This is a genomic window from Chryseobacterium sp. CS2K3, assembly GCF_059515185.1.
Genome location: NZ_JCAKRW010000023.1, coordinates 1 through 5,071, shown reverse-complemented (window position 1 = coordinate 5,071; position 5,071 = coordinate 1). Strand labels below are relative to the sequence as shown.

Genomic DNA, 5,071 nt, shown 5'->3' with positions numbered 1-5,071 from the left:
GATATTACTGGCAGCAATGTGATGGACCGTGGAATCCTATGGATCCCCCTAATTGCATTGATGGATGGAAACCCGGAGAAATTGTCGAAGTCAATAATTATTATCCTTTTGGATTGCTAAATAATTATACTGCTACAACTCAGAATGCTTATCAATATAAGTACCAAGGACAAGAATTGCAAGAGACTGGGTTTTATTCGTTTAAGTGGAGAAACTATATGCCCGATGTGGGAAGGTTTTTCAACATAGATCCTTTATCAGAAAAGTACGCTTACCAATCTCATTATAATTTTTCGGAGAATAGAGTTGTTGATGCAAGAGAGCTGGAGGGATTAGAAGCTGTAGATTTTAGGAAGAATGATGGCTATAAAAATTTAGTTGTTGTTGTACAGGGATGGTCGGGTGATACGAAGAAAGGATATACCCAATCTCAGAATGCAGGAGGTAGCAATAATCCTGATTTTAAAGGAAAGGGAAACCTTGATCTTACTGGTATTGGAGGGTTAGTTGGTTTAGCTAATTCTAATACTCGAGTTGTTGTTTTTGATTCATCACAGAATGAAAATACAAAAAATGACATCAAATCAACTATCTCAAATTTTAATAATGTGCATTCAGACGGTGTGGTAGCTACTGTTGGGCATAGTTTAGGAGGTGATAATCTGGTAGAGTCAGTAAATGAAAATAAAAATTTAAAAGTAGATTTAATGGTGACTTTAGATATAATGGATGGTTATTCTGATACAAAGATACCTTCTAACGTATCGAAAGCAGTTAATTACTACCAGACAAAAAATATATACGGAGGAGAGAAAATAGAACCTACAAGCGATAATAAGACTACTAAAATATTAAATGTTCTTGCCCCTACATCAGATCATAAAAGCATAGATAATGATTTAAGCACAAAAGTTAGAGATGTTGTAAAAAGAGAATTAATACCTAATCAATAATGAAAACAGTTACAAAAATAATTTTAATTATTTCAATAATTTATACAGTACTTTTATTATATTTTCAATATGATTATTTTTTAGAATTTGCCCCTTTGGTGATAGTTCTATTGGCAATTAACTTTTACATGATTTATAAATACAATAATAAGTTGCTAAACTTTATTTTAAATGGTTTATTGTTTGTCTTTCTAATATTTTGCTTCTCCTTTGGGGTAGCATTAAGGCAGGACTGGTAGACATAAGCTTTATAAACCAACAAAGCCACTCAAACGAGTGGCTTTATTGGTTTATAAAATGCTTTGCAGCTTAGTTTGTTTTAAGAACGCATCCAGAAGAGCGAAGACATGTTGTCTATCGTTCTCTTTTAGTTTTTGTATATCTAAAATTTTAGCAACAATATTTTTATCCAGTAGAATATCCGTAGAGCCAACGAGATAATCCAGAGATACTTGCAGGGCTTATGCCAGCTGCGTGATCATCTCAACAGATGGTTTACTTCCTCACGTTCATATCTTCCGATGACAGCACCGTGAACACCTACGAGTTTGCCCACTTCGTCCTGTGACATCTTTTTATCTTTTCTTACTTCTGTAAGGCGTTTACCAAAGGTTATAGACTTCATAAATGTATTAAAAACAACAGTTAATAAAGGATTAGAGCAAATATACATAACATATCTGTGGTAACAATAACATATAAAGTTTGGTTAATTAAAATAGATATGTTACAGTTGCTACAAATACGTAGTCAAAAACTTTTTTTAAATATTTTCATTATGTCAGATATCCCCCATAAACAAGTAAAGTTACAGAGCCGTTACCGTAGTGGTTCGGCTAAAGGTCAGGTAGTTCCGTGGCTTACCGTGAGTGGGGTGTGGTTAGAGCGACTGGGTTTTTAAAGCAGGCGAGTATGATCCGATCAATAAAGGAAAATCAGCTAGTGTTCGGAAAAGTGCCAAATATTACAAAAGGAATTAATAACACATGAATGAAGAATCTATTTATCAATTTAGAAAAGAATTACAAAACTTAGGCTATTGCAAAACCGTTATAGGCTCTTATCCAAAGCAGGTTGCAAAGTTTTTGAACCATACCCGGAAAGCTTATTTTGAAATCCAGTCTTCTGATATTGTAATCTATTTTACTGGCTATTAAACTCTATTTTGAGTATCTACAGCGAGGGGGACAGCGAAAAGAAATCCTTACCAGGTCAAGATGAAATCCCCAAAATCTGAAGAGAGAAAAGTATTTACAAAAGAAGAAATCCAAAAACTATACAGTAAAAGCAATCCGTTACAGACTATTATGCTACATCTATGTTATGCGTGCGGCCTACGTAGGAATGAAGCAGCAGAGCTTAGCGTTAAGGATATCGATTTAGTAAGTTGCTTGTTATACATCCGAAAAGGAAAAGGTAAAAAACGGAGAGTCATCCCATTTACAAAACAGGTTCAGCAAGATTTTAAGAGTTGTATGGATGTGAAACACAAGATAGAGGATAACCGCAAATTACTCAATATTACCGCTGTGAGAATCTATGAAGAATTTAAAAAATTATTGAAAAAACAGAGCTGAATAACAATGGATTTACATTACATTGTTTAAGGCATACTATTGCTACACAGCTATTAGAGCAGGGAATGGAACTGGAGAAAGGACGTGACTTTTTAGAACATGAATATTTATCAACCACCCAAATTTATACAAGAATAAATTATGGAACTGGAAAATTATCTGAAGAATGAGTTATCAGAAGCTACTGTAAAAAACTACCTGTATGAAATAGAAAAGTTTAGGAAACATCATAAGAGTCCGGAAAAGCTGAATTACCAGAACATTATGGATTATATTGAATTATTAAGAAAAACCTACAATCCGCAAAGCATTAAAAGAACCGTTTATGCTATTAAGAAATACTACGATTATTTAGTAGAAACAGGGAAAATAAAACAGAACCCTGCACAAAATATTAAAATCTGGGACGGCAAAGAAAATCCAATACAATTACAGGAGCTTTTAACAGAACAAGAAGTACAAAAGCTTTTAGAGCCAAGAGAAGACCGTTATCCGATACTCACCAAACGGAATCAGATCATAATGAGTTTATTAGTGAACCAAGCCTTATTAACCAGTGATATTGAACGATTAAGAATCGGAGATTTAGATTTACAGAATGCAAAGATCGGCATCCGTAAAACAGGAATTACCAACGAAAGAATATTAGATTTAAAAGCTGACCAGATCCTATTGTTTTATCAGTATTTACAAGAGGAAAGAGAAATGTTAATCATCTTCAGAACTGAGAAAGAGAATCACTTTTTATTAGGAAAATTAGGGGCTAAAATTACTTCAGATGACATTAATTATTTAGTCTCTACTTACAAGAAAAACTTCACCAAAAAACTGACTTCCATTACTATTCGCCAGAGTGTTATCAAGCTGAAATTAGACCAGGGCGAAAATCTAAGAAAGGTTCAATACTTTGCCAGATACAAACATGCAGATACCACAGAAAAGTATAAAGAAACAGGTGTAGATGCACTACAAATATCCATTAATCAATATCATCCAATACAATAAAAAAAGGCAGTTTTAACGAACTAAAAAAAGGTACATACAAACTTATACGACCTAAAATAAAGTTTTTAGCGAATTAAAACGGGAAAAAAGAACCTTATGCGGTCTAAAACAATCCGATATCGTCAAAAAGGATTTTTTTTATATTGTTTTTGTTGTTTTGTTGAGACAAACAAAATATATTTTTTTTTAAAAGGAGACAGCAATGAAATAGCATCATTTTTTAGGAAAGAAAAAATCCCAAAAACAGAAGAAATAATACCTACAGTTGTCCAAAAATCCATATACCAAATATAGTAAAATTAAAAATAAAATCCAATGCTTGCATTTTGAATTAAATATCCCGCCCGCCACCAGAAAAAGACATTTTTCTCCAACGCTTGCCTAAACTTCCCTGAACTTTAATGCCACAGCAAATTACATAATAAAATTATACGCGCAGCAGCACCTAAACGTTGCCTTCCACTCCGCAAGCTTTGCTACTGGCAAAGCGATCGTTACCTATAATTTGAGATTATGTAAAATGCTTTCCAAGCAACGGGCACAGCCCTTTTGCTGCCACCGCGGCCGACCCCTTCCCCGACTGAAACCCGCCGCTGAAAAATCCCTTTTTGCCTAAGCTTCAACCACCCGTAGTTCGACTTCGCTCACTATAAGGAAAAATGCTCTCCCGCTCTGAATCGCAGTTGAAATGGAAGTATGTTAAAGGATGTGGATATCTACAATTTAGATACAGAAGATAGAGAATATATCTGAGGCTACTTTGAAAAGATAATGGATGCAATAGAACTGGAAAGTTCTGGCGGTGTCTTGAATCAATGGCTTTACGGTTCTGAATTCTAAAACTAACAAAACCCCACTGTAATCGCAATGGGGTTATTATTTTAATTAAACTGTTTATCAATGAGGTCGAGAATGGCTTTTTACCAAATATGATAAGTTCTCCCGAGTGGTATATACCGGTATAGCGAATATTGGATCACAGTTTGATAGGCAGCAAGTACAAGGAAGTATTGATTATTATATTGATAACGGAAAACCGGCAACAGAAGGTCGGGATACAGTAGGTTTTACTTCTGCAGGTATAAATATAAAGTACAGTAATGTAGCCTATTCTGGTGATCATATAGAAAAGGTGTACTCGGTCAACTATTATGATACCTATCCCAATTACGATTTCAATTCTCCTTTTCCATCCAATATTCAGGGAGAAACAACACTTACAGGTTCTCCATCACCCGAGGGAAGAAGTACCAAAGGACTTCCTGTCATGAGCTTTATCAAGAATATTGAAGATGATAACTGGACCAAGAATTATACTTATTATGATCTGAAAGGTAGAGTCATTGGAACTCATTCTATCAATCATTTGGGAGGATATACCCGAACAGAATCCAAGCTTGATTTTGCAGGAGTTTCCCAAATCGTTGTTACAAAACATAAAAGGTTAGATACAGATACCGAAAAAATAATTACCGAAACCTTTACTTATGATTATCAGAACAGACTTTTGGTACCAAACATCAGGTGGACTCGAAC

At 34.5% G+C, this 5,071-nt stretch carries 5 protein-coding genes and 2 pseudogenes; 6 read left to right on the top strand and 1 reads right to left on the bottom strand.

The features are described 5' to 3' along the window. A partial coding sequence (locus AC5YGG_RS20785; protein WP_496146345.1) for an RHS repeat-associated core domain-containing protein occupies positions 1-953 on the top strand: 953 nt, incomplete at its 5' end. A 478-nt stretch (positions 954-1,431) separates the two neighbouring features. Here AC5YGG_RS20785 and AC5YGG_RS20780 read toward each other — a convergent pair. After that, positions 1,432-1,578 (bottom strand): helix-turn-helix domain-containing protein, encoded by a 147-nt coding sequence (locus AC5YGG_RS20780; RefSeq protein WP_496146344.1) that lies wholly within the window; start codon positions 1,576-1,578, stop codon positions 1,432-1,434. A 592-nt stretch (positions 1,579-2,170) separates the two neighbouring features. On the opposite strand from AC5YGG_RS20780, the gene AC5YGG_RS20775 reads away from it, so the two are divergent. From AC5YGG_RS20775 to AC5YGG_RS20755, 5 genes and pseudogenes are all read left to right on the top strand, one after another. After that, positions 2,171-2,530: a tyrosine-type recombinase/integrase gene (locus tag AC5YGG_RS20775; protein WP_496146343.1), complete on the top strand. Its 360-nt coding sequence runs from the start codon at positions 2,171-2,173 to the stop codon at positions 2,528-2,530. Continuing rightward, complete coding sequence (locus AC5YGG_RS20770) at positions 2,509-2,700, top strand: tyrosine-type recombinase/integrase (protein ID WP_496146346.1); 192 nt, start codon at positions 2,509-2,511, stop codon at positions 2,698-2,700. Before AC5YGG_RS20775 ends, AC5YGG_RS20770 begins: the two co-directional genes overlap by 22 nt. Continuing rightward, positions 2,672-3,535, top strand: coding sequence for a tyrosine-type recombinase/integrase (locus AC5YGG_RS20765; protein WP_496146342.1), 864 nt, complete (start codon positions 2,672-2,674; stop codon positions 3,533-3,535). The genes AC5YGG_RS20770 and AC5YGG_RS20765 overlap by 29 nt, the downstream gene beginning before the upstream one ends. A 765-nt stretch (positions 3,536-4,300) precedes the next feature. Then, positions 4,301-4,375: pseudogene (locus tag AC5YGG_RS20760) on the top strand (DUF4844 domain-containing protein); the annotation flags it as partial. Positions 4,376-4,481: 106 nt separating this feature from the next. Continuing rightward, a pseudogene (locus tag AC5YGG_RS20755) lies at positions 4,482-5,071 on the top strand (RHS repeat-associated core domain-containing protein); the annotation flags it as partial.